This is a genomic window from Bradyrhizobium jicamae, assembly GCF_001440395.1.
In the GTDB taxonomy this organism is placed as follows: domain Bacteria; phylum Pseudomonadota; class Alphaproteobacteria; order Rhizobiales; family Xanthobacteraceae; genus Bradyrhizobium; species Bradyrhizobium jicamae.
In genome coordinates this window covers 81,599-108,486 of sequence record NZ_LLXZ01000141.1, presented here as the reverse complement: position 1 = coordinate 108,486, position 26,888 = coordinate 81,599, and the positions used below count along the sequence as shown (strand labels likewise).

The 26,888-nt window shown below is 62.4% G+C and carries 23 protein-coding genes; 10 read left to right on the top strand and 13 right to left on the bottom strand.

Features of this window, described 5'->3' with window-relative positions; translation table 11 throughout:
• Position 1 precedes the first annotated feature (1 nt).
• The 6 genes from CQ12_RS23425 to rpsT form a co-directional block, all read right to left on the bottom strand.
• Positions 2 to 2,158 (bottom strand): hypothetical protein, encoded by a 2,157-nt coding sequence (locus tag CQ12_RS23425; protein ID WP_057837653.1) that lies wholly within the window; start codon positions 2,156 to 2,158, stop codon positions 2 to 4.
• Positions 2,159 to 2,290: 132 nt separating this feature from the next.
• Positions 2,291 to 3,430, bottom strand: coding sequence for a DNA replication/repair protein RecF (recF, locus tag CQ12_RS23420; protein ID WP_057837652.1), 1,140 nt, complete (start codon positions 3,428 to 3,430; stop codon positions 2,291 to 2,293).
• A gap of 85 nt (positions 3,431 to 3,515) precedes the next feature.
• Entirely contained in the window at positions 3,516 to 3,821 is a 306-nt protein-coding gene (locus CQ12_RS23415) for an endonuclease domain-containing protein (RefSeq protein WP_057837651.1), read from the bottom strand.
• Between the two features lie 149 nt (positions 3,822 to 3,970).
• Positions 3,971 to 5,089, bottom strand: a complete 1,119-nt coding sequence (gene dnaN, locus CQ12_RS23410) for a DNA polymerase III subunit beta (protein ID WP_057837650.1) — start codon at positions 5,087 to 5,089, stop codon at positions 3,971 to 3,973.
• A gap of 261 nt (positions 5,090 to 5,350) precedes the next feature.
• Positions 5,351 to 6,781 carry a chromosomal replication initiator protein DnaA gene (gene dnaA / locus CQ12_RS23405; protein ID WP_057837649.1) on the bottom strand — a complete coding sequence of 477 codons (1,431 nt, stop codon included), beginning with the start codon at positions 6,779 to 6,781 and terminating at the stop codon, positions 5,351 to 5,353.
• Between the two features lie 1,322 nt (positions 6,782 to 8,103).
• Positions 8,104 to 8,370, bottom strand: a complete 267-nt coding sequence (gene rpsT / locus CQ12_RS23400) for a 30S ribosomal protein S20 (RefSeq protein WP_028347803.1) — start codon at positions 8,368 to 8,370, stop codon at positions 8,104 to 8,106.
• 371 nt (positions 8,371 to 8,741) lie between these two features.
• On the opposite strand from rpsT, the gene CQ12_RS23395 reads away from it, so the two are divergent.
• The 4 genes from CQ12_RS23395 (at position 8,742) to CQ12_RS23380 (ending at position 12,094) form a co-directional block, all read left to right on the top strand.
• Positions 8,742 to 9,059 (top strand): hypothetical protein, encoded by a 318-nt coding sequence (locus tag CQ12_RS23395; protein WP_057837648.1) that lies wholly within the window; start codon positions 8,742 to 8,744, stop codon positions 9,057 to 9,059.
• A 116-nt stretch (positions 9,060 to 9,175) separates the two neighbouring features.
• On the top strand, positions 9,176 to 9,832 hold the full coding sequence (msrA, locus tag CQ12_RS23390; RefSeq protein WP_057837647.1) for a peptide-methionine (S)-S-oxide reductase MsrA: 657 nt from the start codon (positions 9,176 to 9,178) through the stop codon (positions 9,830 to 9,832).
• Positions 9,833 to 9,967: 135 nt separating this feature from the next.
• Positions 9,968 to 10,723 (top strand): polysaccharide biosynthesis/export family protein, encoded by a 756-nt coding sequence (locus tag CQ12_RS23385; RefSeq protein WP_430642254.1) that lies wholly within the window; start codon positions 9,968 to 9,970, stop codon positions 10,721 to 10,723.
• 363 nt (positions 10,724 to 11,086) lie between these two features.
• A complete protein-coding gene (locus tag CQ12_RS23380) occupies positions 11,087 to 12,094 on the top strand; it encodes a Bug family tripartite tricarboxylate transporter substrate binding protein (RefSeq protein WP_063799797.1) in 1,008 nt (335 codons plus the stop codon).
• A gap of 122 nt (positions 12,095 to 12,216) precedes the next feature.
• On the opposite strand, the gene CQ12_RS23375 is transcribed toward CQ12_RS23380, so the two are convergent.
• The 3 genes from CQ12_RS23375 to CQ12_RS23365 all read right to left on the bottom strand — a co-directional run bounded on the left by CQ12_RS23375 (position 12,217) and on the right by CQ12_RS23365 (position 14,090).
• Complete coding sequence (locus CQ12_RS23375) at positions 12,217 to 12,891, bottom strand: dienelactone hydrolase family protein (RefSeq protein ID WP_057837645.1); 675 nt, start codon at positions 12,889 to 12,891, stop codon at positions 12,217 to 12,219.
• A gap of 69 nt (positions 12,892 to 12,960) precedes the next feature.
• Complete coding sequence (locus CQ12_RS23370) at positions 12,961 to 13,305, bottom strand: hypothetical protein (RefSeq protein ID WP_057837644.1); 345 nt, start codon at positions 13,303 to 13,305, stop codon at positions 12,961 to 12,963.
• Positions 13,302 to 14,090: an alpha/beta fold hydrolase gene (locus CQ12_RS23365; protein WP_057837643.1), complete on the bottom strand. Its 789-nt coding sequence runs from the start codon at positions 14,088 to 14,090 to the stop codon at positions 13,302 to 13,304. The genes CQ12_RS23370 and CQ12_RS23365 overlap by 4 nt, the downstream gene beginning before the upstream one ends.
• Before the next feature lie 338 nt (positions 14,091 to 14,428).
• Here CQ12_RS23365 and CQ12_RS23360 point away from each other — a divergent pair, with 338 nt between their 5' ends.
• From CQ12_RS23360 to CQ12_RS23345, 4 genes are all read left to right on the top strand, one after another.
• On the top strand, positions 14,429 to 14,920 hold the full coding sequence (locus CQ12_RS23360; RefSeq protein WP_057837642.1) for a (2Fe-2S)-binding protein: 492 nt from the start codon (positions 14,429 to 14,431) through the stop codon (positions 14,918 to 14,920).
• Positions 14,917 to 17,199 carry a xanthine dehydrogenase family protein molybdopterin-binding subunit gene (locus CQ12_RS23355; RefSeq protein WP_057837641.1) on the top strand — a complete coding sequence of 761 codons (2,283 nt, stop codon included), beginning with the start codon at positions 14,917 to 14,919 and terminating at the stop codon, positions 17,197 to 17,199. The genes CQ12_RS23360 and CQ12_RS23355 overlap by 4 nt, the downstream gene beginning before the upstream one ends.
• Positions 17,200 to 17,469: 270 nt before the next feature.
• Positions 17,470 to 18,567 carry an HD-GYP domain-containing protein gene (locus CQ12_RS23350; RefSeq protein ID WP_057837640.1) on the top strand — a complete coding sequence of 366 codons (1,098 nt, stop codon included), beginning with the start codon at positions 17,470 to 17,472 and terminating at the stop codon, positions 18,565 to 18,567.
• A gap of 229 nt (positions 18,568 to 18,796) precedes the next feature.
• The gene (locus tag CQ12_RS23345; protein WP_057837639.1) at positions 18,797 to 20,089 is read left to right on the top strand and encodes a cytochrome P450; all 1,293 of its coding nucleotides are present in this window, start codon (positions 18,797 to 18,799) and stop codon (positions 20,087 to 20,089) included.
• A gap of 105 nt (positions 20,090 to 20,194) precedes the next feature.
• Here CQ12_RS23345 and CQ12_RS23340 read toward each other — a convergent pair whose 3' ends face one another.
• The 3 genes from CQ12_RS23340 to CQ12_RS23330 form a co-directional block, all read right to left on the bottom strand.
• Entirely contained in the window at positions 20,195 to 21,877 is a 1,683-nt protein-coding gene (locus tag CQ12_RS23340) for an amidohydrolase (RefSeq protein WP_057837680.1), read from the bottom strand.
• 180 nt (positions 21,878 to 22,057) lie between these two features.
• Entirely contained in the window at positions 22,058 to 23,638 is a 1,581-nt protein-coding gene (locus CQ12_RS23335) for an AMP-binding protein (protein WP_057837638.1), read from the bottom strand.
• Positions 23,639 to 23,872: 234 nt separating this feature from the next.
• On the bottom strand, positions 23,873 to 24,760 hold the full coding sequence (locus CQ12_RS23330; protein ID WP_057837637.1) for a LysR family transcriptional regulator: 888 nt from the start codon (positions 24,758 to 24,760) through the stop codon (positions 23,873 to 23,875).
• Positions 24,761 to 24,932: 172 nt separating this feature from the next.
• Here CQ12_RS23330 and CQ12_RS23325 point away from each other — a divergent pair, with 172 nt between their 5' ends.
• Positions 24,933 to 25,460, top strand: coding sequence for a nuclear transport factor 2 family protein (locus CQ12_RS23325; protein WP_245310097.1), 528 nt, complete (start codon positions 24,933 to 24,935; stop codon positions 25,458 to 25,460).
• Between the two features lie 45 nt (positions 25,461 to 25,505).
• Positions 25,506 to 26,309, top strand: coding sequence for an MBL fold metallo-hydrolase (locus tag CQ12_RS23320; RefSeq protein WP_063799796.1), 804 nt, complete (start codon positions 25,506 to 25,508; stop codon positions 26,307 to 26,309).
• 44 nt (positions 26,310 to 26,353) lie between these two features.
• Here the strand turns inward: CQ12_RS23320 and CQ12_RS23315 are convergent, their stop codons facing one another.
• On the bottom strand, positions 26,354 to 26,773 hold the full coding sequence (locus CQ12_RS23315; protein WP_057837635.1) for a VOC family protein: 420 nt from the start codon (positions 26,771 to 26,773) through the stop codon (positions 26,354 to 26,356).
• Positions 26,774 to 26,888: the final 115 nt, after the last annotated feature.

The following is a 26,888-nucleotide window of genomic DNA, read 5'->3' as shown; positions in this document are numbered from 1 at the left end:
CTCAGTACATCTGCAACGGCAGCACGTCGCCGCCGGGGCCGATCATCACGCCCCAGGTATCGCCGGCGCCGATTTCGATCTGGTTGTTGCGCGCCGGCCCGCCCGCGATTTTCAGCGCATACTGGTATTTGCCTGGCGGCAGATCGATCATCGGCGGCCTGGCCGATTGCGGACCGCCGGCGCCGGCCGCGACCTTGATCGTCTGTTTGTTGATCGAAATTGTTGCGTCGCTCTTGCCGATATTGCCGAACATCAGCTTCGACTGACCCGGCTTCGGCACGATGTCGGCTTTCGAGGCGGCGGCCGGATATTTCTGTGCGAGGTTGACGGTGGTTTCGCCGTTCCTGCGGCCGAGCTTCAGCGTTGCCGGCCCGTCGGAAGAGGTGAACGCCAGTTGAGCCCGGTCGGGCTTCACGACGGCGCCTTCCGTCTCCTGCCAGCCGCGCTTGCCGAGTTCGCTGCGGTAGAAAGCGAGCACGGTGTTGAGCTCAGCGGGGATGCTGGCTTCCAGCTCCTTGCGGAACGGCGCATCGCTGCCGGGCATCTTTCCGGTGCCGATCGAGGTCATGGTACGTTGCTTCGGCACCGGCAGCGCCGAATCCGGGTCTGGCTCGAGCGTGTCGACCGTCTTGCTGGACGATTCGCTCGATGCTTTCCCACGTTCGGATACCGCGTTTGCCACCACCAGCGCCGATCCATCGGCGCTGACGCGGACCTTGGGGCCCATCTGCATTGCAGTGAGCGACAGCGCCTTGCGGCCCTTGGAAAATTCCATCACGGCCATATTGGGCTGGTTGATGACCGAGGGCCTCTCCCTCCAGCCCTGCGACTGCAGCGAGCTGCGGTAAAAAGCCGCGACCGCCTTCACGCTGGAAGCGGAATTGAACTCAAGCCTGCCGTCGGCGCCGTCGAATTTTACGTCTTCCGCGTTCTCCGGCAACGGCACCGGGGTCGCATTGTCGGCGAGTGCGCGGAGCGGTGCATCCGAAAGATTGGTAGCTTGGGCAACGCGCCGCGCCGCGTCGGCGGCGATCACCTGCTTGGCCAGGGCGGCCGCGTCGTTCATGAATCTTGCATCCGCTTCCTTCTTCGCCCTGGCGCGCGCGGCCAGCGCCGCTTCCGTCATCTGCGTGACGAGCGTGACAACCGTCAGATCGTATTTGCGCCCGAGCGTCAGCGTTGCGGTCTGTTCGGCAGAGGAGAAGTTCAGCGTGACGTTGTCTGGCGTGACGACCGCGCCCTTGGTCTCTTCGGTCCAGTTGCGGCTGGCGAGTTCGCGGCGATAGAAGGCAAGCGTTGCGGGAAGTTCGGCGATGACCGCGACCTCGACCTGGCGGCGGACCGAATCCGAGCCGCCCAAACTTTTCGCAGTCTTGGTCGGCTTCGGCCGGGGCAAGCCGGCCATTTCTGAGTCGGCTTCCAGCGTCTCAGGCAGCGCGAAGAGCGCGACCCGGATTTCCACGCCGGTCTGGCCATCGCTGCGGCGCTGCAGGGTCAGCATGACCGGCCGCTGCCGGTAGAACCCGTCGCCGTCGGCGTGCGCGTAGTAGGTTCGGACGCCGTTCTCGACTGTTTCGTTGAACCCCGCGTTCGGCCATCGCGCGGCCACGTCAGCGGCGGTGAGTTGTTTCCAGCCGATCGCGGCCATCTCCTTGCGGAAGAAATCCAGCGTCGCATCGAAGGGGGCAGGCGCGATGCAGCCGAGATAGGGCCGGTGCTGATCAAACACGATGCCGGTCGCCTGAGGTGGGAACGGCACGTTCGAGGTGATCCGGTCGGAATTGTAGTTCACTACCGATTGATCGGGACGGCCAAGCCCCTGGGTGAAATGGATGCTGAGCCCTTGCTGGGCCTTTTTGAAGGTCAGGGTGGTGCTCTTCTCGTCCAGGGGCCGCAAAAACTGCACCCAGCCGTCGGCGGCGATCAACTTTTTGGTGGCCTCCGTCGTGATCGCGACAATGCTGCCAACGCCATAGCTCAGGCTGTGAGACTGGGTACGAGAGGTATCTTCCACGGCGCCTTCCAGGCGCGGCAGCGTGCGGACGTCGACGATGCCGCTGTCGGCTCTGGCCGCGAGCGGCATACTGGCGCCGATCAGGACGATGAGCGGCAACAGGTGCTTTCGGGCCGGGACGATCCCGCGCTTGGTTCTCGGCATTCTTCGTCTCCGGTATCGATTGCCGCGCCTTTTTCGGCCGCGCGGCCACGCGGGCTCCGGCGTCCTAACGCCGCTTCCGAAAACTAGTCGGGCGAGTACGGGATTTGGTTCAAGCGAGGCGGTTCGCAGGCCTCAGGCGCGGCGGCTCACCTGGCCGGATTCAACGTCGAAAATCTCACCGGTCGGGCCGACATCGATGAACGCCGCAGGATCGGCGCCGGTCATCCAGACCTGCGCGCCGAGCTTTGCAAGTTCGTCGAACAGCGCCTTGCGTCGGTTGGGATCGAGATGGGCGACGACTTCGTCGAGCAGCAACAGCGGGACGATGCCGGTCATCTCGGCAACCAGCGTGGCATGCGCCAGCACCAGTCCGATCAGCAGCGCCTTCTGTTCGCCGGTGGAGGCGTCGCGCGCCGGCATGTTTTTCGGCGCGTAGACCACCTGCAGGTCGGTGAGGTGAGGGCCATCAAGCGTGCGGCCGGCCGCGGCGTCGCGGGCGCGGCTGGCGCGCAGGATCTCGCGGTAACGATCTTCCACTGATGTCGCGGATTCGTTGACCAGCGCGTTTTCCATCCAGCCGTCGAGCATGATCTGCGCCGACGGGAAGGCGGAGGCTTGCCCACGTTCGCGCAGCATCGCCGCCAGTCGCGTCACGGTCTGGCCGCGCGTGGCGGCGACTGCGACCGCAAGCTCGGCGGTTTCGCGCTCGATCGCGTCGCACCAATGGTCGTCATAGTTGCGCACTTCGAGCAGGCGGTTGCGCGAGCGCAGCGACCGGTCCAGCGCGGAAACGCGGCTGGAATGCTCGCTGTCGATCGCCAGCACCAGCCGGTCGAAGAAGCGCCGCCGCTCCGAAGCCGCGCCGAGAAACAGCCCGTCCATCGCCGGCGTCAGCCAGACCATGCGTAAGTGATCGCCGAACGCGGTCGCTGAACTTACGGGCTCACGGTCGATCCGGCAGCGCCGGCTCGTGGAGGTGGCTTCTGCAGCCGGCGCATCGATGCCGGTGCCGAGCGTGGCAAGCCCGAGCGCGCCCTCGACCTCGGCGGAGACTGCCCAGGAGCCATTGCCCTGGTTGTCGGCGACATCCTCCAGCGTCGCGCGCCGCAGGCCGCGTCCGGGCGAGAGAAACGAGATCGCCTCCAGACAATTGGTCTTGCCGGCGCCATTCGGCCCCACCAGCACCACCACATCGCCACGCGTCTGCACGCTTCCCGCGCGGTAGTTGCGGAAATGCGTGAGCGACAGGCGGTTGATGCGAGAGGGGGTCATGCTGAATTGACGTCGGCCTTTCTTCCCCTCTCCCCTTGTGGGAGAGGGTGGCGCCTCACATAGTGAGGCGACGGGTGAGGGGTTCTTACCGCTCGGCAAGCTTTACGAAAATGTCCTCCAGTATGGCAGAGCGTCGTTGCAACACGTCGTTGTTCCAGTAGCGCGCCATTCGAAATCCTTCGGCGATCAAGACCGCTTCCCTCGCTTCGTCGCGTGTCGATGATGCGTGCTGACTTCCATCGATTTCAATGATCAGCCGCTTCTCGAAGCAGACAAAATCGAGAATAAAGTTTCGGAACGGAACTTGGCGGCGAAATTTGAAACGCGCGAGGCGCCGGTCGCGAAGCAGTCGCCACATGGCCAATTCCGCATCGGTGGGCTCGTGACGCATCTTCTTGGCGAAGCCGCGGATGCGTTTGGCGACTGGCCTATGGTATGGTGTCTGCGGCGCGAACCCCTCACCCGTCGTCGAACTTCGTTCGGCGCCACCCTCTCCCACAAGGGGAGAGGGAAGGCTGGTGCGCGACTCGCCCGAAGTGCTCACACCCGCATCGGCATCAGCACATACAGCGCGCCCTTGTTTTCCTTGTCCTGCACCAGCGTCGGCGAGCCGGGGTCGGCGAGGCGCAGCACGGCGACTTCGCCTTCGATCTGGGCGGCGATGTCGAGCAGATAGCGCGAGTTGAAGCCGATATCGAGCGCGTCGGAGGCGTATTCGACTTCGAGTTCTTCGGTGGCGCTGCCGGAATCCGGGTTGGTCACCGACAGCACCAGCTTGCCGGCGGACAGCGCCAGCTTCACCGCGCGCCCGCGCTCGCTGGAAATGGTCGAGACGCGGTCGACCGCGGCCTCGAAATCCTTTTTGTCGACGATCAGTTCCTTGTCGTTGTTCTGCGGAATGACGCGGCCGTAATCCGGGAAGGTTCCGTCGATCAGCTTCGAGGTCAGCACCACATTCCCGAGTGTGAAGCGGATCTTGCCCTGCGACAGTTCGATTTTGATCTCGGCTTCGTTGTCGTCGATCAGCCGTTGTACTTCGCCGACCGTCTTCCTCGGCACGATCACGCCGGGCATGCCGGTGGCGCCGGACGGCAGTCCCAGATCGATCTGCGCCAGGCGATGTCCGTCGGTCGCCACCCCACGCAGGGTTGCGGCCTTGGCGCTGCCGGCGGTGTGCAGGTAGATGCCGTTGAGATAATAGCGGGTCTCTTCGGTCGAGATCGCAAACTGCGTGCGGTCGATCAGCCGCTTGACGTCGGAAGCCGCAAGCGAAAACGAATGCGTCATGTCGCCGGCGGCGAGATCCGGGAAGTCGCTTTCGGGCAGCGTCTGCAGCGTGAAGCGCGAGCGGCCGGCGCGGATCGCCATCACCGAGCGGTCGCCGTCGGCTTCCAGCACGATCTGCGAGCCGTCCGGCAGTTTGCGGACGATGTCGTAGAACATATGGGCCGGCACGGTGGTGGAGCCGCCGGTCGCGGTTTCCGCCGCCAGCGTCTCGGTCACCTCGAGGTCGAGGTCGGTCGCTTTCAGCGACAGCCTGGCGTTTTCGGCGCGGACCAGCACGTTGCCGAGGATCGGGATGGTATTTCGGCGCTCAACCACGCGATGGACGTGACCCAGCGATTTCAGCAGTTGCGCGCGTTCGACGGTGACCTTCATTGCTATACCCGCCAGAGATGGAAAAGCCGGGCGGCCCGTCAAGGCAGCGCCGCGGCATTGGAAACCCGAAAAGCCGGATCAGGATCGGATTTGATCAAACCCCCGGGGGGACCGCAAGGTGGCGCGGATGGGCCGCCGGTGCAAGGGAGACAGGGCCGCGTTCCCCACTTTTGCCGCAGAAAATGGCAGCAGAAAAAAATTCTCCCGCCCCTGAAATTAGGGCGGGAGAGGCTGGGAGGAGCCAGATCCAGCTCCGGCCGACTATTCCTGCAATTGCCGTTTCAGTGACTCTACCTCTTCGGACAGCGCATTATCCCGGGCTACCAGTGCCTCGATCTTGCGCACGGCGTGCAGCACCGTGGTGTGGTCGCGCCCGCCAAACCGGCGGCCGATCTCGGGCAATGAGCGCAGCGTCAGCGTCTTCGCCAGATACATCGCGACCTGGCGCGGGCGGACGACGTTCGCGGTCCGGCGGGACGACAGCAGGTCCGAACGGCTGACATTGTATTGCCGCGCGACCACCCGCTGGATGTCCTCGATCTTGATCCGCTTCGGTTCCTGCGGACGGATCAGGTCCCGCACCTCGCGCTCGGCCATTTCCAGCGTCACCGGCTGGTTGTTGAGCTTGGAGTGGGCGAGCAGACGGTTGATGGCGCCTTCGAGGTCGCGGCCATTATGGGTGATGGTGCGCGCCAGATAATCCAGCACCGTTTCCGGCACGTCGAAGCTGGCGTGATGCGCGCGGGCCGCGGCCACGCGCGATTTGAGGATTCCGAGCCGCAGCTCTTCGCCGAGCGAACCCATCTCCACGACGAGGCCACCGGCCAGCCGCGAGCGCACGCGGTCGTCGAGGCTTTCCAGATCCGACGGCGGACGATCGGCGGCGATCACCACCTGACGTCCGGCATCGATCAGCGCGTTCAGCGTGTGGCAGAACTCGGCCTGGGTCGACTTGCCCTGCAGGAACTGCAAATCGTCGATCACGAGCACGTCGATGCCGCGCAGCGCTTCCTTGAAGGCCAGCGCCGTCTGCGTCTTCAGCGCGGCGACGAAGCCGTACATGAATTTCTCGGCGGTGAGATAGAGCACCTTGCGCTCGCTGCCCGAATTGCCGGCCCACGTCACCGCCTGCAACAGATGGGTTTTGCCGAGGCCGACGCCGGCGTGAATGTAGAGCGGGTTGAACATCACGGGATCGCCGCGACGTCCTTCGGCGACCTGACGCGCGGCGGCATGCGCCAGCGTGTTGGAGCGGCCGATCACAAAACTTGCAAAGGTCAGCCGCGGATCGAGCGGCGAGCCGCCGAGCGCATCATGGCTGGCGGATACCGGCGCGGTCGCGGTCGCGCGCAATTCGGGCGCGTGCCGGCCATTGGTCTGCTCGGTGCGACGTTGATCAGCAGGCGCGGTTGCTTCCTTGGCGGGTGCGGCAGATCGCATCGCCGAGCGCACGGTGAGATCGATCCGGTGCACTTCCGGCATCTCTGCCTGCCAGCAGGTCAGGACACGGTCGGCGTAATGCGCCTGGATCCAGCTCTTGAGAAACCGGGTCGGCACCGACAGATGCACGGCTTCGTCCTGCACGCTTTCGAGATCCATGCGCGCAAACCAGCTCGTATAGACGTCCTCGCCCACGCTCGTCCGCAACCGCCCCTTCACGCGCGACCAGCGATCCTGTTCCATATTTGTCATTGCCTGAGAACTTTTCTGAATGAGTAAAAGTATTTTGCGAAATCGTCTGGCAGCTGCCTTGCTGGTTTCCCGCCAGACGTGACCTCGACGTGGCGCTTCAGTCACCTCCAGACACAGATCGGGCGTGCGGCGGAATCGCCGTTAGCTCAGATCAAGGACTGGGAGGGAGTGAGAGGCTGCCGCGAGGTCAGCGCGTACTCGACGGTCTACCCGGAGCTCGCGTGGGGCGGCTAAATACGTCGTTCAGGGATTCTGCAGCATTCAGGGATTCTGAAGCGGTCTCGATGGAAATGGCTGTGTCGAATGTCGCGTTGATTCCGTAAAGCATAGTACCTCCCCCTCTCGCCGCGAGAACGCGCGGCGAGCAATCAGATCACCAGTGTTTTCAAAGCCAGTCTGCTGCTACCGAACATCCGCTTGTTCGTTGCTGCGCCGCCGCGTACCTCAGTCTGTCGTCTTCAACACGTTCGCAAGCTCCGCGTTCCCCATCGCTGCATCATCGGTAAGCATCTCATTCCCCTTGTCCGGAGCGCGCTTGCAACGTGAGCGCCACGCCGGGAAATTTAGACACAGAACAACCGTCCTCATATTGCTATGAGTTACCAACTCAGCTTCGCTTGGAAAGCGTCGCTAACGCGCACACCGCCGCCGATTTGCACGTCCGCTCTTGGGTCTCATACCGCGCTGGTCAGGAGAGCCTTGAACGTCGCGAACGAGTTACAAATACACCAAGCGCGATTTCTGACAATCCGTGATTCGTCTCTGTTGCCGGACTCATTCGTGGTGTTGCAACGCTGCAATTGCGAAACTCCACACCAAGTTTTTGAATCAGCGCAGAGAATCCGGCGGCGCGGCCGCGCGTGACAGTTTTCGCTGCACTCGCAAAATTTTTTAAGAAACCGTTACAATCGTGGTTACCGCGACCGCTTTTCAAAACGCTTGTCCTCGCTATGTGGATAAGTGATTAGCGAGACGAAGTTTTTCGGAATTGTTTTTGAAGGGTAACCCCTCGAGGTGGAAGAAGCCGTCGTCAGATTTGACGGTCGTTGTGATCGCGCCTTTCGCAACTGCGCACGACAACGCCGGTGCAATAAGCTCCACCTCGTAAAATTACGGGTGCGAGAAATGTGACACGTAAGCCGGTGCCCAGCAATGAGACAAATCGAATTGTCACGGTCGGTCCCGTGCGTGTCTTTTTATGTGTGCCCAAAATTCAACAGATGCATGCGCGCGGCGAAATGGATTCTTCGTTTCGTGCGTACGGACCAAAAAAGAAAAAGCCCGGCGAAGCCGGGCTTTGACGAATACAGATTTCTGTCGGTTCACTTCGCGAGCTTGGCGATCGCGTGCGTCAGGCGCGACACCTTCCGGCTCGCATTGTTCTTGTGAATGATGTTGCGCTGCGCCGCCTGCATCAGTTCCGGTTCCGCGCGCTTCATCGCTTCCAGGGCTGCATTGCGATCGCCGCTCTTGATCGCTTCCTCGACGGTGCGGACTGCGCCGCGCATCTGGGTGCGGCGCGATTTGTTGACGATGGTGCGGCGGGCAATCTTGCGGGTCGCCTTCTTGGCGGAAGTGGTATTGGCCATGTTCTCAACTATCCTTCGGCTGTCATCGCTCGGGTGGTCGGCCCTTGAGCGCGCCGGCCGTTCAAATTGCGTGGACGCTGGTTGTGTTTTCCAGGGTGTTCTGACGTAGCCGTTCTTGAGGATGCCATGGACGGAAGCCAAAATGCTCCCGAAGGCGGCGCTGCTCAAAGAACAGCGGCGGCGGGATTGCGCCCGCCGCCATTGGGGGTCTTATAGAGGGCGAGTTCTGCACCGTCAACGCTTTCCGGCTGCCTTGGGGGGCTGGAAAACGGGGTGCAAAGGGCACGTAAGATGCTGAAGAGGTTGAATTTCCGGGGTACCCCCGGTATTGGCAGACGGCCTTTTTCAGGGCAACAGATATAAGGTGATGCATGATCCGCGGTTTTTTCCGGCTTATTGGCCTCCTGCTGCTGGCCGGCGGATTCATCTTCATGGTCTATGACGGCGCCCGTTACGTCGCCGACCAGACCCTGCGGTTCACCCGGTTTGGTCAGTTCTGGAACGATGTTCATCAGTCCAGCCAGCTTGCGTTCCGGACCTGGCTGGAGGGTATCTCGCCCTGGCTCTGGAACAGCGTCATCAGGGTCCTGCTGGATCAGCCGGTTTTTGCCGTGCTCGGCGTGGTCGGGATTCTGCTCATGATCCTGTTCCGGCCTCGCAAGCCGCTGATCGGCTATTCGCGGGACTGACCCCGCCCTCGGGGGCGTGTAACAGGGCTGCGGCGTCAGGCGTAAAGACATATATAGAGGACCAACCGGCCGATGCGCATTGTCGCGCCCGCCGATGTCCCGCCTGGAGGTATTCCATGTTGTTCATGCGCAAGACCACCGCGTTGCCGAGCGCAGCCGAAGCGTTGCCGGGCCGTGCCGCCCCGATACCGACTGCGACCACGCACTTCGTCAACGGCCGCAAGCTGCAGCCGCCCTATCCCGCCGGGCTCGAGCAGGCGGTGTTTGGTCTCGGTTGTTTCTGGGGCGCAGAGCGCACGTTCTGGGAACTCGGTGACGGCATCCATGCCACCGCTGTCGGCTACGCCGGCGGGCATACGCCCAATCCGACCTATGAAGAGGTTTGCTCGGGCCGCACCGGCCATACCGAAGTGGTGTTGGTCGTGTTCGATCCGAAGAAGGTCTCCTATGAGCAGCTCCTGAAGACGTTCTGGGAAAGTCACAACCCGACGCAGGGCATGCGCCAGGGCAATGATGTCGGCACCCAGTATCGTTCGGCGATCTACACGTTTGGCGATGCGCAGCGCCAGGCCGCCGACGCGTCGAAGGCGATGTATCAGAAGGCGCTGGCCGCCAAAGGGCTCGGCGCCATCACCACCGAGATCGCGCCGTCGGGCGAATTCTATTTCGCCGAGGACTATCATCAGCAATATCTCGCCAAGAATCCGGCGGGCTATTGCGGGTTGGGCGGCACCGGCGTGTCGTGCCCGATCGGCGTCGGCGTGACTGCCTGACCGGTTGCCTTCTTTGCTCTCTCCGCAAGCGCGGGGAGAGCGAGGTTCCTTTGCGCTACCTCCGATCGCAAAAAACCCTTTGTTAACCATACCCGGTGCAAGACTAGAGCTGTCTCGCTTTGAGGAATGGCTCCGGTGCGGGTTGTACGCGCGTTTCGAATACCGATCACTGCGATCATCACGGCGCTCGCTCTGTCGGGCTGCATGAGCACGACCGGGCCGGTTGCCGTCGCGCCGCAAGGTGATCTCGATTCCGTGGCTTATGGTTCGCCTGGCAGCCCGCCACCGCCGCAGGCAGTCGTGGCCGATTCCGGCGGCGGCGCCGTCGCCGCGCTTCGCACCGCTTTCGCCTCCGCGCCACGCGCAGCGCCGCCGCCCATCGTGATGGCTGCACCTGTCGCCTATGTCGAACCCGCGTCGGCGCGACACGACGCGGCCTATCATCTCGATGCCGGCGACAAGCTGCGCGTCGTCGTCTACGGCCAGGAAGGTCTCACCAACACCTATTCCGTCAGCGCGGGCGGTTCGATCACGATGCCGCTGATCGGTTCGGTGCCGGCGCGCGGCCGCACCACGGCGGGGCTGGCGGCTGCGATCGCCGCAAAGCTGCGTGCCGGCTTCATCAGGGAGCCGTCGGTCGCCGTCGAGATCGAAGCCTATCGTCCCTTCTTCATTCTCGGCGAGGTCGCAGCACCCGGCCAATATCCGTACGTCCCCAACATGACGGTCGAGAGCGCGGTGGCGATCGCCGGCGGTTTCTCGCCGCGCGCCCGCCGCGACAGCGTCACGGTCACGCACACCGATGCATCAGGTACGTCGCGCTTGGTCGTTCCGCCCGGCAGCCCGATCAGCCCGGGCGACACTGTGCTCGTCAGCGAGCGCTGGTTCTAGCGCGCAAAGCTCTTATCATCGTATCGTCACTTTGACGCCGCACCTTCCTCAGCATTCGTGTCAGGCAAATGCCTCGCATTTGACCAGGAAAATTCATCATTCATTCCGTGCCGACGTGGACGCTGCCGTTCCGCGTCACGTCGCGGCGTCAATCTGAATGGAACCGGTCTAACTTGCGGTGGCAGACGTGCGATTCCGCACGTGTCTGTTGGGCCCTGCAGCGGTGCGGATGCGATGAATTGGCGCTATGCGCTGAATACGTTCGAAACCATGTTCCATCTTGCGCTGCAGCGATGTAGAAACCCGTCGTTCAACGAGGCGCGCCGGTTTGTCGGTCGAGTGCCTGCAATCCGGAGTATGACCATGAACTATCACTTGCCGGTCAGCGTGGTGCGCGCGGCGACTGCGGCTGCATTGCTAGCTTCCATCGCCGTGACGGCCTTGTGCACCTCCTCGCATCAGGCTGTGGCGGCGGATGCCTATCCGAGCCGGCGCATCACCTTCGTCGTGCCCTATCCTGCGGGCGGTGCGACCGACGTGCTGGCCCGCTTGCTGGCCAATAAACTGCAGGAGGCGTGGAAGCAGACCGTCGTCGTCGAGAACAAGTCCGGCGGCGGCGGCGTGGTCGGCAATGATTTCGTCGCCAAGGCGCAGCCGGACGGCTACACCGTGCTGGTCGGCATTACGCAGATCATTCAGGCGCCGAGCCTCATGGGGAAGTTGCCCTATGATGTGTTCAAGGATCTCGCGCCGGTCACCCAGGCCGGGCTATCGACCATCGTTCTGGTGGTTCCCGAGCAGCAGCCGATCAAGTCCGTCAAGGAACTGGTCGATTATGCCAAGGCTAACCCCGGCAAGCCTTACGGCACCTTCGGCAACGCCACGACGTCGCATCTCTATGGCGAACTCCTCAAGAAGGTCGCCAATATCGACATGGTCCACGTGCCCTATCGCGGCTCGGCTCCTCTCACGAACGACTTGCTCGCCAACACGGTTACCTCGGCGTTCCAGGACCTGACCACGGCGAGCGCGCAAATCAAGGCGGGCAAGCTCAGGGCGCTGGCGGTCGGCGGCGAGAACCGCAGGAAGGCGTTGCCCGACGTGCCGACGATGGGCGAACTCGGTTACCCCGGTTTTGAAATTGAAGGCTGGCTCGGCGTGTTCGTGCCCGCCGCAACGCCCAAGGAGATCGTGAAGAAGCTTTCGGACGAGCTCGCCCGCATCATCGCCTCGCCCGAGGGCGTCGCCGGGCTCGAGACGCTCAGCCTCGTGCCGGTCGGTGGATCGGCGGAAACGTTCGAGAAGGTGTTGCGCCGCGACTACGAGAAATGGGCCGATGTCGTGAAGGCAACCGGCGTCAAGGGCGACTGAGTTAGCGCAGAATCCCCTATGCCGTCGTTCCGGGGCGCGTCGAAGACGCGAACCCGGAACCTCGAGATTCCGGGTTCGTGCTTGCGCACGCCCCGGAATGACGGGCGAAGAAGTCCGCGCCCCTATTTCTTCAAATGCTTCTCAAAAAACGCCAGGCTGCGCGGCCACGCAATGTCGGCACTGGCCTTGTCATAGCTTGCTCGTTCATCGCAGTGAAAGCCGTGCTGCGCGCCGGGATAGATGTGGACTTCGACCTCCGGCCGCTTGGCCTTGATGGTCTCGACATCCGTCAGCGGAATGCCGGCATCCTTTTCACCGAAATGCAGCTGTGTCGGCACGGTGGGCTTGTCATCCGCGAAGCGGACCACGGCGCCGCCGTAATAGCCGACCGCTGCCGACAGGCCGGATAGCTTGGTCGCCGCCGCATAAGCGATGCTGCCGCCGAGGCAGAAGCCGATGATGCCGATCGGTCCGACATCCTTCACCGCATCGATCGCGGCCTGGGTATCGCGCAGCATCGCGGCCCAATCCGGATTGGCGACGAACTTCCGCGCATTGGTCACTTCGTCGGGCGAATAGCCGCTGGTGAAGTCAGGTTCGATGCGATCGAAGATCGACGGCGCAATCGCGACATAGCCTTCGGCCGCGAGCCGATCGCAGACCGAGCGGATGTGGTGATTGACGCCAAAGATCTCCTGGATCACGACGATGGCCGCTTTCGGCGCGCCTGCGGGATCGGCGCGATAGCCGCCCAGTTTGAAACCGTCCGAAGCCGTCAGTTTGATATCTTGTCCCACGGGTCGTCCCTTTTTGTTTGGGTTGTTTGAGTTGCACGAAGCGGTTGCGAGGACCTGTTCGCGGGGCGGCTACTGCCACATCCAGTTGTGACCCCAGTCGCCCTTCCAGCCGGCCAGCCGTCCCTTGCGGAATTGCAGGAACAGCCGGTCCTTCTTGTAGAACAATCCGCTGCCGCCGATGTTGCGGAAGGCGAGGAAGATTTCATCGCCCGGACGGCCCCTGACGTAATTGAGCGGGACGCCGAGCGCGCGCGCCGCTTCCCCTGCGTCCATGCCGAATGCCAACGGCGTGTTGTTCGACAGCGTTTCGGTGAAGGGCGGCGGGTAGGGGCCGCCGACCGGCGGCAAATGCTGCGCGGCAGCCTGCGTGATGCTACCTGCGATCAGGGCGAGGGCGAGAGCTGTCGTCTTCATGAAGCGGCTTTCTGTCCTGCCTTGGCATCGAGGCTGTCGAGGAACGGCAGCACGGCATCGATGAAGGCTTGCGGCTGGTCGATGTTGACGGCGTGGCCGGCGGCCGGGATCACCACCTTCTGCGCGCCGGGAATCTTGGCCGCCATGTAGTCGGAGGCGGCGAGGAACGGCGTATCGTCGGCGCCGACCACGATCAGCGACGGCACCTTGATATCGGGCAGGGATTCGATCACGCGGGCATCGCGCTGGGTCAGCATGCCGCGGGCGGCGCGTGCAAGGCCTGACGCATCGCGATGGGTGACGCTGGAGCGCTCGCGGCTCGCCGATTTCAACACCGCCAGCCCCTCGCGCTCGAAGCGGTCGCCGGTGTCATGCGCGCGCTTGTTCCAGACCTCGCGGGCCTCGTCCTTCTTGAAGCCGGGGCCAGTGTCGATGATCAAAAGCGCGCGGACGCGATCCGGATGGGCGCGGTAGAACGCCAGCGACATGTAGCCGCCGAGCGAGAGCCCGCCGACGATCGCCTCGGCGGCGCCGACCGCATCGAGCAGCGCCGCCATGTCGGCGACCGTCAGCGCTTCGCTATACGCCGCGGTATCCTCAGGGTAACCGGACTGACCGTGACCGCGCATATCCCACAACACGAGCTTGTAATGCTTCGACAAGGCCTCGATCTGGCCCTGCCACATCCCACTCGTCGAGGAGTAACCGTGAGTCAGCAACAGCGGTGGGCCGGAGCCGTGGACCTCGTAGTAGATACTGACTCCGTCGCGATCGATTGTCGGCATCGTCGATTTCCCAAAGCAAATTCTGCGAAATTTTCGGGCGGGGCCGTCACCGCCAGCCGCATCCTAGCGCGATCCCTTCGGGAATAGGAAATGCGGAAACGGAAGATGCGCCTGCCGCCCCGCGCGTGATTGACAAGCCCACGACAAAGCCTTGCCGCAGCGCACAAGTGGGCAGCTTCAAAGCCTTACTTTCTTCGAACGATTCCAAATTGGATTGCCTTCGGGAAAGTTCGGTATCATTCTTCGCGCCGACTGGCATCGACCCGGTGGATGCCGGCCAATACCCAAACGTGAGAATGCCGCCGTAAGCGGCTGCCAACACCGGAAGGGGAGACGAGATGCCAAATCTCACGATCAATGGACGGAATATGTCCGTCGAGGCGGCCGGCGATACGCCGTTGCTCTGGGTCATCCGCGAGCAATTGCAGATGACCGGCACGAAGTTCGGCTGCGGCGCAGGTCTCTGCGGCGCCTGCACGGTTCACGTCAACGGCGAAGCCGTCCGCTCCTGCCAGACGCTGGTCAGCGAAGCCGTCGGCAAGAAGATCACCACCATCGAAGGTCTGTCCGCCAGGGGCGATCATCCCCTCCAGAAGGCCTGGATCGCCGAGCAGGTCCCGCAATGTGGCTACTGCCAGTCCGGACAAATCATGCAAGCGGCGGCGCTGCTGTCGAAAAATTCCAATCCGACCAAGGATGAAGTGGTCGCGCATATGGACGGCAACCTGTGCCGTTGCATGACTTATTCGCGCATTCAAAAGGCGATCATGCGCGCCGCATCCGAAATGCGTACCGCCTCCAACGCCGGCACCGAGCGGAGGGCCACATGAATACGCATGTAAAAGTCACCGGCAGCGCGCCTGCCGATCTCAGCCGCCGTTCGTTCCTGGTCGGCTCGGCCGCCACGGGCCTCGTGCTCGGCTATGCCGCCGTCCCCGGGGTCGATCAGGCGCTCGCTGCGCCCTCCAGCTTCGAACCCTCGGTCTGGTACTCGATCGCGCCCGACGGCATCGTCACCGTCACCTGCGGCAAGGCCGACATGGGCCAGCACATCGCGTCCACCATGGCGCAGATCGTTTCCGAAGAACTCGGTTCGAACTGGAAGGACATGCGGGTGCAACTCGCATCCAACGATCCGAAGTTCAATGATCCCGTGCTCGGTGCGCAGATCACCGGCGGTAGCTGGAGCACGATGATGAACTTCGATGCGATGAGCCGCGCGGGCGCCGCCGGCCGTATCGCGTTGACGGAAGCAGCAAGCAGTATCATGGGCGTGCCGGCCGGCGAGCTGGTGGTGCGTAACTCCGCCGTCGTGCACACCAAGTCGAAGAAGCAGATGAGTTTTGCCGACATCGTCAAGAGCGGCAAGATCACCAAGACCTTCACGCCGGATGAGCTGAAGGCGATCAAGCTCAAGACGCCCGACCAGTACACCATGATCGGCGTCTCGGTGCCGCAACTCGATATCCCGCCGAAGATCAACGGCACGGCCAAATACGGCATCGACGTCATGTTGCCGGGCATGGCCTATGGCAAGGTCGTCACCCCGCCGGTGCGTTTCGGCGCCACGGTGAAATCGGTCGACGACAGTGCAGCCAAGAAGGTGCCGGGCTTCATCAAGGCCGTCACGCTCGACGACAAGACCGGCAGCACGTCCGGCTGGGTGGTGGCGGTCGCCAATACCTATGCCAACGCCCGCAAGGCGGCGGATGCGCTGAAGATCACCTACGACAATGGCCCGAATGCCAAGCTGTCGAGCCAGTCGTTGATCGACGAGGCCAAGCGGCTGCAGGCGCTCGACGATTCCGGGCAGTTCTTCGTCAAGGACGGCGATACGGCGGCGGCCTTCGGGACGGCGGCGAAGGTGATGGAGGCTGAGTACACCACCAGCATCAACATCCACGCGCCGCTGGAGCCGATGAACGCGACCGCCGAGTTCAAGGGCGACATCCTGCACATCTATTCCGGCAACCAGTTCGCGACACGCTCCGGCGCGATCGCGGCGGGAGCGGCCGGGATCGATCCCAAGTTTGTCGTGATGCACCAGATGTGGCTGGGCGGCGGCTTCGGCCGGCGGCTCGATGCCGACATGATGGTGCCTGCGGTGCAGGCGGCGAAAGCCGTCGGCAAGCCGGTCAAGGTGATCTACAGCCGCGAAAACGACATGACCATGGACTATTCGCGTCCGCTGACCTTCCAGAAGGTCAAGGCGGGTCTCGATGGCGATGGCAAGCTGATCGCGCTCAATCACGACGTGGTCAGTGCATGGCCGACCGCGCGGTGGGGAATCCCCGATTTCCTGACGCCTTCGGTCGACAAGAAGGGACCGCTGGACTCGTTCACGGTGAACGGTGCGGACTTCTTCTATTCCGTGCCCAATCACAGTGTGCGTGCGATCAAGAACGAGATGGCGCATACGGCCACCCCGTCCGGGCAGTTGCGCTCGGTGGCGCCGGGCTGGACCTTCTGGGCTGTCGAAAGCATGATCGACGAACTCGCGCATGCGGTCGGCCAGGATCCCGCGCAGTACCGCATCGCGATGCTGGACGGCAAAGGCAAGAACGACGGCGGCGCGCAACGCCTGCGCAACACCCTGCTGGCGGCGATGGGTATGGCCGGCTACGGCACCACCAAGCTGCCGAAGGGCGAGGGCATGGGGATCGCCTGCGTCTCGTCGCAGGAGCGCGCGACCGCAAGCTGGACCGCCTGCGTGGCCCATGTTGCGGTGTCGCCGTCCGGTGAGGTCAAGGTCAAGAAACTGACCGTCGCAACCGACGTCGGCATGCAGGTGCATCCCGACAATATCCGCGCCCAGGTCGAGGGCGCGGCGTTGTGGGGCCTTTCGCTCGCCATGTATGAGAAGGCGACGCTGAAGGACGGCGGTATCGAGCAGACCAATTTCGATACCTACACGCCGCTGCGGATGAGCCAGACGCCGGAAGTGGCCGTCAATGTCATCGCCAATGGCGACAAGCCGACCGGCGTCGGCGAGCCGGCGGTCACGGTCGTCGCGCCCGCGCTCGGCAACGCCATCTTCAACGCCTGCGGCGCGCGCATCCGCTCGCTGCCGATCACGGCTGAAGCGGTGAAGGCGAGCATGAAGGCGTAACGGGCGGAAAAGTTATCGAACGAGATGATCCGCCGGGGGCCATGCTCCCGGCGGGTTCATGTTTGGCGGTCGTCGTCAGGTCCCCGCGAAGTGTCTCTGAATCATGCGCTTTTCACAGGATGCCCGTGATGGGTGCGGCGCATCGCGAACGGGATCGCTAAAATTTTAGCGTTTGCGGTACCCCTCTTTCACGATGCCTCTTAAGCCCCGGAGAACTCCTTATCCGCTAGCCTCGGTTGCAAGTCATCACCGCTAGGGGTCTGGGGTTTTATGACAACCGCCACCAACAAGACTTCGACCAAGCGCCGGCTGTTGCTGGCATCGGATCGGAGCGATCAAAGCAGCGAACTCGCGAGCATTCTGCGATCCGTCGGCCAGGTCGACACCATCGCGACATCGGATATTCCCGACGCGCCGGAGCGCGATCTGGCGGGAATCGTGGTCGACATCAATCTACGCTCTGCGGAGAGTGTGCAGCTGGTGCGCAACAAGCTGCGCGCCGAGGCCTATCGCGAGATGCCGCGGCTGTTCGTGCTGGCGGATGCGCTCCACCATGGATCGATGCAGGCCTGGGCCCTCGGCGCCACCGATACGATCGCGCGGCCGTTCGACGCGCAAGGCATCCTGCAGCGCATCCGCGCCGCGTTTCCGGACAGCGACGGATTTGACGAAACCGATCGCGGCAAGGCCCTGAACCGGGGCGTCGAGGCCGCGCATGCCGTGATGGTCAAGATCTTCGAGAAGCTGCCATCAGGCGTTCCCCTGAAATTCACTGACATCGTCGAGGCCGAGAACAAGATTCTCAAGGCGATCAAGCACTCGTCCCTGCGCGAATGGTTGACGACGGTCGGCTGCCATCATGCCGGCAGCTACCGCCATTGCCTCTTTGTCACCGGCTTTGCGGTGGCCTATGCGCAGCATCTCGGCATGCGCGAGGACGACCAGCGCCGTCTGGCACGCGCCGCCCTGCTGCACGACGTCGGCAAGGCGTTCATTCCGGTGGCGATCCTGGACAAGCCGAGCCCGCTGACGCTGGAAGAAATGGAAGAGATGCGCCAGCACCCGCGCCGCGGCTATGATGCGCTGTTCGAGCAAGGCGGCTTTCCGCCGGAAATGCTCGATGTGGTGCTGCATCACCACGAATTCCTCGACGGCACCGGCTATCCCAACGGCCTCAGCGGCAAGCAGATCAGCGACATCGTGCGGCTGACCACGATCGTGGACATCTACGCTGCTCTGGTCGAGAAGCGCGCCTATCGCCTGCAGTTCACCCACGCCCGCGCGTTCGGCATGATGGAAGAAATGGGCGACAAGCTCGACCAGCATCTGCTGCACGCCTTCCGCCCGGTGGCGTTCGGGTATTATTGAGCCTCGCCACCTCCGCCGTCATTGCGAGCGAAGCGAAGCAATCCATGTCGCCACAAGCTGAGGCATGGATTGCTTCGTCGCTTCGCTCCCTTGCGCAAACGCTTCGCGTTTGTCGCAGGCAATGACGGGGAGAGAGCAGCCGCTCAACGCAAGCATGTGACTTTTCAGCCCGCTAGTTATCGGCGATCATCGGCACGCCGATGACCAACGATCGCTGGCAGGGAAATCCATGGACACGACAGCGACCCCAACCGACCGCGACATTCCCGCCGACATCGCCGCCACGCTGGTCGATCCGGCCGCCTATACCGACCATCGGATCCATGACAGCTACCGCTGGCTGCGCGCCAATAACCCGCTCGGCATCGCGCGGCCCGAGGGGTTCGACCCGTTCTGGGTCGTGACGAAGCACGCGCATATCCAGGCCATCAGCCGCCAGAACGAGCTGTTCCACAATGCCGACCGGCCGACGACGCTGACGAACCGGGCGGTGGAAGAGCGCGTCCGCAAGATCACCGGCGGGCCCAACCTGGTTCGATCGCTGGTGCAGATGGATGCCCCCGATCATCCGAAGTACCGCGCGCTGACGCAGGGTTGGTTCATGCCCGCCAATCTCGGCAAGTTCGAGGGACGCGTGCGCGAGATCGCACGCGCGAACGTGCAGCGCATGCTCGACAAGGGCGGTGCCTGCGATTTCGTCGAAGACGTGGCCCTCGGCTATCCTCTGCATGTCATCATGGAAATTCTCGGCGTTCCCGAAAAGGACGAACCGCGCATGCTCAGGCTGACGCAGGAGCTGTTCGGCCCGCAGGATCCCGATACGGCGCGGATGAAGGAGAAGCTGACGGCGGAGCAGTTCTCCGGGATGATGCAGGCGGTGGTCGCCGATTTCGGCGCCTATTTCCGTGGCATCACCGAGGACCGCCGCAGCAACCCGCGCGAGGATCTCGCCACCGTCATTGCGAATGCGAAGATCGGCGGCGACTACATGCCGGACCATGACGCCACCAGCTACTACATGATTGTCGCGACCGCCGGCCACGACACCACCTCATCCTCCACCGCCGGCGCGATCTGGGCACTGGCTGAGGATCCCACGCAATTCGAAAGGGTGAAGGCCAATCCCGAACTGATCCCAGGGCTGGTCGATGAAGCCATCCGCTGGATGACGCCGGTCAAGCATTTCATGCGCTCGGCGACGGCGGACACCGAGCTCGGCGGCCGCAAGATTGCAAAGGGCGATTGGCTGATGCTGTGCTACGCCTCCGGCAATCGCGACGAGGACGTGTTCGAGGAACCGTATCGGTTCCGCTGCGACCGCAAGCTAAACCGCCACGTCGCGTTCGGATACGGCGCGCATCTCTGCCTCGGGCAGTATCTGGCGAAGCTGGAGATGCGGATTCTGTTCGAGGAGCTGCTGCCGCGGCTGAAATCGATCGCGCTGGATGGCGAGGTCAAGATGACGCAGGCCTATTTTGTAAACGGCCCGAAGAAACTGCCGATCCGGTTCGAGGTGAATTGAACAGGACAGCGTAGGGTGGGCAAAGGAGCGTCAGCGACGTGCCCACCATTTCTTGCACCGTTGTCGATGAATGGTGGGCACGCTGCGCTTTGCCCACCCTACGCTCTAACGTTCCGCAAACGGGGGTGCCGCATACACCACCTTGCCGCCGACCATCGTCAGCACCGATTTGATCTTGCCAATCTCGTTCATCGGCGCGGTCAGATAATCCGCCGACAGCACCGCAAGGTCGGCGAATTTGCCAGCCTCCAGCGTGCCGCGCTTGTCGTCGTCGTTCGCCATGAACGCCGAATTGCGGGTGTACATCTCAAGCGCCTGGCGGCGGCTCGGGGCTTCTTCATCGCCGCGGGTCTTGGTGCCGCCGATGGTGGTGCCGTCGAGATACCATTGCAGCGAGACGAACGGGTTGTAGGACGACACCCGGTGTGCGTCGGTGCCGGCGCCGACCACGAGTCCGAGCTTCATCGCGGTTGCGATCCTCGGCATCAGCTTGGCCTGTTCGGCACCAACCTCCTTCTGCAGCCGCTCGCCGCCGAAATAGAGCCCGTCCTGCACGCCCCAGATCAAGCCCAGCGATTTCATCCGTTTCAGGCTGTCTTCCGAGGCGTTGTAGAGGTGCAGCACGGTCCAGCGCAGATCGCGCACCGGGTAATCCTTGTTGATGTCCTCGACGACATCGAGCAGGTCGCGGACGGTGCGGTCCGGATTCCAGTGCAATTGAATCGTGTAACCCTTAGACGCCGCCCAGCGCAGGAATTCCGCTAGCTTTGCCTTGCCGTCCGGCGTGATGTCGCCGTCGGTCCAGTCGGCCCAAATGATGATTTCGCCGGGGCCGTTGAAGTGCAGCATGGAATCACCGAATCCCGGGGGCAGCAACTGTGTCAGGTTCTGCACATCGGCGAGCTCGCTGCCCGGCTTCGGCGAGCAGAGGTGATAGGCGACGCGTACCGTGAGCTGCTTGTCTCGCCACAGCTTGAACACGGCCTGGTAACTCGCGGGATACATGCTGACCCCGCCGCCGTCGACAATGCCGGTTATGCCGAGGCTGTTCATCTCGCGGAAGAATTTCTTGGAGCCGTCGACCTGCTGCTCCAGGGTCGGCTTTGGCAGCTTGTCGAATAATTTGCCGAGTGCATTGCCGCCGGCTTCGATGACGCCGGTCGGCTTGTTGTCGCTATCGCGCATGAGCTTGCCGCCGGGCGTGACGTCATTGTCATCGCGGATGTTCAGCGCCTCCATCGCTTTCGGCGTCAGCAGCAGCCAGTCGTAGAGATGCTGGATATAGACCGGATTGTCGGGTGCAATGGCTGCGACCTCGCCGGGCGTCGGCCGTCGCTTCTCGGCAAACTGCGCTTCGGTCCAGCCGCCCGCGACGACGATCCACGAGCCGGACTTTTGCGCCTTTGCCGCTTCACGGATTTTCTCCAACGCATCTTTCAAGGTCGGTACGCCGATCCAGTTCACTTCGGTGCCGAACGTCAACGCCGCGCGGATGCCGTGGATGTGGCCGTCGGTCAGCCCGGGGATCACGGCACGGCCGCCGAGATCGACCAGGCTTGCCTTGTCGCCGGCAAGCCTTTTCATCGCAGCCGAGGTGCCGGTGGCGAGTATCTTGCCGTCTCCGATCGCGAGCGCTTCCTGCTGCGAAAAGTCATTATCAACGGTTAGGATCTTGCCGTTGAACAGGATGGTATCGGCGGTCTGCGCCGACGCGATGGTCGCGGACGATGCGGCAATGATAGTTGCCGCGAGACAGCGAGTAAATTTAGCAGAACGTGACCTTAGCATCATGCTCCCCTATAACTCTCGATATTGTTCTTGGACCGCCGCCACGTCATTGCCTGCGACAAACGCGAAGCGTTTGCGCAAGGGAGCGATAGCGACGAAGCAATCCATCTATCCGTTACGCCGAGCCATGGATTGCTTCGCTTCGCTCGCAATGACGGAGCAAGCCTCACCCTTGCGTCTTCACTCCAACATCTTCCGCAACTCCGCCTTCGCCACTTTCTCCAGCGTTGAGCGCGGCATGTCGTCGACGAAATGTATTTCTCGCGGCACCTTGAAGTCCGCCAGCGACCTGCGGCACGCAGCCATCACCATATCATGCAGATCGGCCGGTGCGCCCTTGACGCCGGCATGCGGAATGATGAACACGACCGGCACCTCGTCCAGCATCGGATGTTTCTTCGCCACCACGGCGGCCTCACGCACGCCGGGCACGACAGCGATCACCTGCTCGATCTCGGACGCCGCGACATTCTCGCCGCCGACCTTCAGCATGTCCTTGGTGCGGTCGCCGAATTTGATGAAGCCGTCCTCCAGCAGCGTGACGCGGTCCCCGGTGATGAAGTAGCCGTGCTCGTCAAAACTTTCGCGCGTGGCCTTTTCGTTGTGGAGATATTCCGAAAACAGCGACAGGCCGGGAATGCCCTTGATCAGGAGGTTGCCGGTGCCGCCGACACCCGTCGGCGTCCCGTCATCCTCGACGATGCGGATCTGATATTCCGGCGCGGCGCGACCGATCGACATCGGAATGTTGGGCTGGTCGACCTCTCCGACGATGCCGTGGGTGATAGTCTCGGTCATGCCCCACCAGCCGATCGTCTTGACGCCGAAGGCGGCGAATGGCGGTGGCTCGGATACCGCGGTGCCCCAGAGCCGGAACTTGTGGCTCTTCGGAATCTCGTGCTCCAGCAGTGCCTTCATGCAGAAGGGGATGGTCGAGGTCCAGGTGCAGTCGTATTCGAGTGCGACGCTCCAGAAACGACTGGCGGAGAAGCGGGGTTGAATCACGCAGGAAGCGCCGACCCACAGCGTTGCCAGCATCGAATAGGCGAGCGCGTTGGTGTGGAACAGCGGCAGATAGGTCTGGTGCACGTCGCCGGCATGCAGATCCTCATGCGCGGCGTTGATCTTGGCGCCCCACAATGCGTTGGCATGCGTCCACAGCACCGCCTTCGGGCGTGACGTGGTGCCGGACGTATACTGAACGCTGCACGACGCGAGCGGATCGGTTGCGCGGCGAGGCCGGTCGGCGCTGTCGGCGAACAGGGATTCAAAACTGTCGCCGCGCGGGGCGCCTTGCGCAGGCCGGCTGCCGGCATCGTGCGAGATCACGGCGATCCAGCGCAGGCCGCGGCAATGGGCCGAGATCAGTTCGGCGTAGGCTGGCTGGGTGATGGCGGCAACCGCGCCGCAATGGCCGGCAAAGTATTCCATTTCCGCCGCCGCCGAGCGGGTGTTGGTGGTGACGGCGATCGCGCCGAGTTCGACGCAGGCAAACCAGGCCAGCATGGCCTCGATGCAATTGTCGAGATGGATCAGAACGTATTCGCCGGGCTTCACGCCACGTTTGACGAGGCCCGCGGCAAGCGCGCCGACGCGCTCGTGGAATTCCCCGTAGGACCATTTCCGCGCCGGACCCTCGAGCGGCGCCCAGATCAGGAAGGGATGGTTGCGTCGGCTTTCGGCGCGCATCCGCAACAGCCACGGCACATCGAGCCCTGCGAATGGTCCGACAATACCCGGCGCTGGCTGTGAAGCTGGCATGATTCCTCCCGTGCGGCCTTGCGGCGGCTTTTTGGTTCTTGCTTGGGAGTATTTCTGCCATTGGACGGCGCGATGGGCAAATCGGGAGTTTGCTCTCGGCATCCACGTCCTTGCTGCTCGAGGCCGGTGAGGCGATTGACACACAATTGCAGCGACGGCTGTCCTTGCCAAACTCGGTCAGCCCCCTGATTCATATCAGAGTGACAGACGGTCGGTTTTCACGGTCAATGCAAGCTATTGTTGTGAGAGTCGCAAGGCGTTCGTCAGTGCGGAAAGCGCGGCTGGCTGATGCTGACGACTGGGGTAGTACATGAAGAAGCCGGGAATGGGTGGCGTCCAGTCCTCCAGCACTCGAACAAGGCGGCGCTTCGCGAGATGCTCTGCGACCTGTTCTTCATAGGCCAGGCCGAGGCCGGCTCCGGCAAGTGCCGCCTGAATGACCAGGTTGGTATCATCGATTATAAGTGGGCCATTTACGCCGATCGTGACTGCCCTTCGTCCCTGCTCGAACTCCCACCGATACGGACCACCCGGAAGTCGCAAGCCTATGCATCGATGATCATGGAGATCCTTGGGCTTCCGAGGCATTTTTCGTGCTGCAAAATAGCCGGGTGAGCCGACCACCGCCAAACGTAGCTCCGGCGTGACTCGCACCGCGATCATGTCCTTTTGAATGTACTCGCCGAGTTGAATACCGGCATCGAACTCGCCGGCAACAAGATCTACCGGACCAGTGACCGTAACAACATCAAGAACGATATCGGGGTAGGCCTCGGCGAAGGCGGTGAGCTTCGGCAACAGCACCATCACCGCGGCCGACCGAGACATTACAATTCGAAGGCGCCCAGCAGGTCGATGCCGAACGCTTCGGGCTTTGTCGATCGCGCGCGTAATTTGCTCAAGCGCCGGGGACAACTCTTTCAAAAGTTCTGCTCCCGCAGCGGTTGGCGCCACACTCTTGGTGGTTCGAGCAAGAAGCTGCAGTTCGAGCCGTATCTCAAGCCCGCGGATCGTGTGGCTCAGGGCAGACTGAGACACACCAATCTTCGCTGCAGCCCGCGTAAAGCTTCGTTCAGTAGCGACGATTGCGAACGCAGCGAGTTCATTCAGTTCGCTTCTCATGACTTATGAATATCGCTCATAACTCTATGTTATGCAACACGTCTAGTTTCATAAGTTGCTTTGGCCTAGCGTTGACCAACGGGAACTTGAGCAGGGCCTATGAACTGTTCGGGGCAGCTGGTTCCGGCGATCCTGGTCTGAAGAATGCGCCTCAAAATTTTTGGAGAGCACAATGTTAGAAGTAGATCGACGAGGATTCTTGGGTCGATCCGTCAGCGCCTCTCTTGGAGCTGCGCTCATCGGCGCTACCGGTTTGGTGCTTGGAGACCAAACGGTCAGCCATGCGCAATCTCCTGCCGGTCCGAATAACAACCTCATGGATAGCAAGCTTATGGACGCCGATGCTCGTGCCTTACGCTCTCTGGCTCATACATACCTCGACAGCGCCTATGAGATGGATGCGGACAAGTTTGCATCCATATTTCATCCCTCGAGCTCCGTAACCAAGGTCGGCGACGACGGCAATGTGAGCGTGACGCCGATTGCGATGTGGCTAGCAGCCGTCCGCAACCTGAAAGCTCCGAAACAGCAGGGCCTGGAGCGGAACGATCAGATCCTGTCGATAGATGTTGAAGGAGAGCTCGCTCTTGTGAAGTTGAAACTGCAGATACCGCCACGCCACTTCACCGACATGTTGTCGTGCTTGAAGGTCAACGGCACCTGGAAAATTGCTCAGAAAGTGATGACGTCGAAAACCTGACGGCTTCGCGACATTAACAGCAGCTCTCGCGCCTGGCAGGTGTCCGTGGAATTTCTGTCACAAAGCGCCAATGCGTTCGGGTGCGCCTCGGGCGCCTGGAACATTTGGTCACTCTCCGACGGGTATGTGGACCTGCCTGCCGAAACCCTCAGATATCCGAACGACAAGTCAGATCGGCAATCGTCGCGGCGAGAGGATTTGCTGGTTCGATTGTCGGTCAACTGCTTTCTGTTCGATCGCTCCAACCAAGACTGCGTTTTGATCGATTGTGGAGCGGGGGGAAGTTGGGATCCGTCCATGGGGCACCTCGGAAAGGCAATGGCGGAAGCAGGCATCGATTCGTCTTCCGTCACTGTGGTCGCCCTCACTCACGCTCATGGCGACCACATCAACGGTCTCTTGATGCCCGACGGCCAACGCGCCTTCAAGAACCTGTGCAAGATCGTGATAGGAGAAGATGCCGTTCAGGAATTCCTGGCCGAGCCAAAATTAGCCGAGTTTCGCTCTCTCCTTGCTCCGATAAACGGAGGAGATCGGTTGGCCGATCATTTGCTGTCGGTGGCAATACCTGGGCATGCGCCCGGGCATATGGGATACCTCCTAAGCACGAACGAGGACGATATCTTGTTCTGTGGCGACCTGATCCACGTTCCCGCCGCACAGTTCGCGCGCCCCGAACTTACGTGGGCTTATGACGAGGACGAACTGCTGGCGAGGACTAGCCGGCGCGAGTTGCTCCAGGAAGCAGCGCGTGCACGTACCGGGCTAGCCGGCGCTCACCTCGGTCGTCCAGGGATCGGCAGAATAGTCGAGGAAGGCCGCGGATACGCTTTTGTTCCGGCCGGGTAGTATTTACATAGCCTGGCGTCGGCCATGGCGACGAGGGCGGCGTGTTATTTCACCGCGCCTTCATACGACGAAATCTCGATCAGGCTTCCATCCGGGTCCCGGCAATAGACCGAGCGCAGCGTGCCGCGAGCGCCTTGCTTTGCCACCGGGCCTTCTTCGATCGCGACCCCGTTGGCTTTCAGGTGTGCCACGACTTCATCCGGCGTGCTTGATGTCAGGAAGCACAGATCGTCGCTCCCTGCGGTTTCGTGATCGGCGGTGAACCATTCGACCTTGTCGGCATCGCGCGGCCGCACATTGATCTTCTGGTTGCCGAACACCAGCGAGGTCCGCGGCGTTTTACCCGGGCCGGGATCGAACACCCTGACCTCCATGCCGAGGATCTTCCGGTACCACTCGGTGGAACGCGCCACGTCGGACACGTTAATGACGAGATGGTCGAGTGCGTTAACCCTGACGGACATGCCTTATCCTTTCGTCGCGGTCTGCGGCGCCTGTGTCGCACTGGCCGCACCTGACTTAGTTTGTTACAACGCGGGCCGCGTTCGGTTCAATAGAACAGCGCCTCAATAGAAACGG